This is a genomic window from Bacillus sp. 3255 (genome assembly GCF_031456485.1).
Classification (GTDB): Bacteria; Bacillota; Bacilli; order Paenibacillales; family NBRC-103111; genus Paenibacillus_E.
This window is the reverse complement of record NZ_JAVDUS010000042.1, coordinates 1-1,539: the sequence shown is the minus strand read 5'-3', so window position 1 is coordinate 1,539 and position 1,539 is coordinate 1. Positions and strand designations below refer to the sequence as shown.

General features: G+C 44.6%; 1 protein-coding gene. It reads right to left on the bottom strand.

All coding sequences use genetic code 11. The features are described from left to right. Window positions 1-122: 122 nt before the first annotated feature. Window positions 123-1,409: an IS110 family RNA-guided transposase gene (locus J2X61_RS36230; RefSeq protein ID WP_310195303.1), complete on the bottom strand. Its 1,287-nt coding sequence runs from the start codon at window positions 1,407-1,409 to the stop codon at window positions 123-125. Window positions 1,410-1,539: the final 130 nt, after the last annotated feature.

The following is a 1,539-nucleotide window of genomic DNA, read 5'->3' as shown; positions in this document are numbered from 1 at the left end:
ATGAGGTGGAGGTCAGATATGCTGCCCGACAGGATCTTTGTCCGTAAGTTTAGTGCCTTTCCGACTCATCCGTGCTTCTTGTTATCTTGCTGTGCTTTGGTCATCAACATAAAAAGCGATCATTAAGCTGCTTGTGGTATCTCCGTAAATCGAGGGATATCCTGAATCATCTTCTCTTCACTAAACTCATGGCCCTTCTGCAAGATACCGAAAAGAATGCGTATGAGTTTGTTACATAACGCGATGAGAGACTGCATCTTCTTTAATGGATTCACAGGCCGTTTCGTGTAATACTCGTGTAGGGTTCGAAAGGCTGCATTTTTAGCGACTAGCGGCATTATCACTCTAAAGAGCAGAGCACGAAGGCGTTTCCTGCCTCTCTTTGTGATCCTGGTTTGTCCTATATGTGTGCCGGATGAATTTGTTTTCAAATTCAGTCCAGCAAGCTTTGTGATCTGTTTTGGATGACGGTACTGGTCAATGTCTCCTACCTCTGCTAAAAAGCCAGCGATCGTATCCCGGCCAATTCCTTTTATGGCCAATATTTGCTTCACATGAGGGATCTGCGCTAGCAGTTCATCTAACTTTACTTCCAATTCCTCAAGCTTGTTCTTAAGCCATTCGTACTGTGTTAGCAACAACTTTAGCTCCATTTTAGCCAGCTCAGAACCTTGCTTGATACCAACAGAACAGCCGGCTGCTGCCTTTAGACTCTGTATTCGACCTAGACCAAGCCCACGCTTTGCAGCCTCCCTTAAATGCTGCAGCAACGTCTCGTCTGGCACAGAAACAAGCTCATATGGCAGTAGATTGAGGCTTAGCATCTGGATGGCAGACTTGCACTCCCAGTCCTTAAATACCGTCAGAAACTCTGGAAAATACCGATCTAGCCAATTATGGACACGTAATTGTACAACACAAAGGTCAGTTGTCAGGTGCTCGCGAATTTTCATGGCTTCCCTCAGTTCGCCATAAACACCTTGAGGAAGGCTCGGTACAGCGTATCTCCCGTCTTTGACCAACTGTGCGATAACTTTTGCGTCCTTAATGTCATTCTTTGTTGGGGAATTGTCATCTAATTCTTTACTTTTCTTTACGTATAGTGGGTTCACTACGCCGTATTTTACTTGCTCTTCTTCAAGAAAATGGGCTAGGTTTAGCCAGTAGTGACCCGTTGGTTCCATACCAACTATAACGTCCTTGAGCCCTTGCTCCGCCGCAATCTTCCTAAACCAGCTCACAAATAATTCAAAGCCTTCTCGATTATTTTCAAACGTGAGTGGCTTCCCGAACTCGACCCCGCGGAAGTCTTGAGCTCGCGCCACATGTCTAAACTTTGCGATGTCGACTCCGATAATTAAGGTAGAAAAAGTGATTTGATTAATTCGTTCATTTTGAGTAGAATGCATGTTGTAGTCTCCTTTGGTTTTGTTTTTGGATCCGACGCTGGCCAGCATCAGGGATCCCTAAACATCATACCAAGGAGTCTTTTTATTTCTCAAATCTCGTATTTCCTCATAATAGGAATGCTGCCCGTTA

Bases quoted from the DNA above. Each gene is read 5' to 3' on its own strand.
- J2X61_RS36230 (WP_310195303.1), bottom strand. From the start codon at position 1,409: ATGCATTCTACTCAAAATGAACGAATTAATCAAATCACTTTTTCTACC.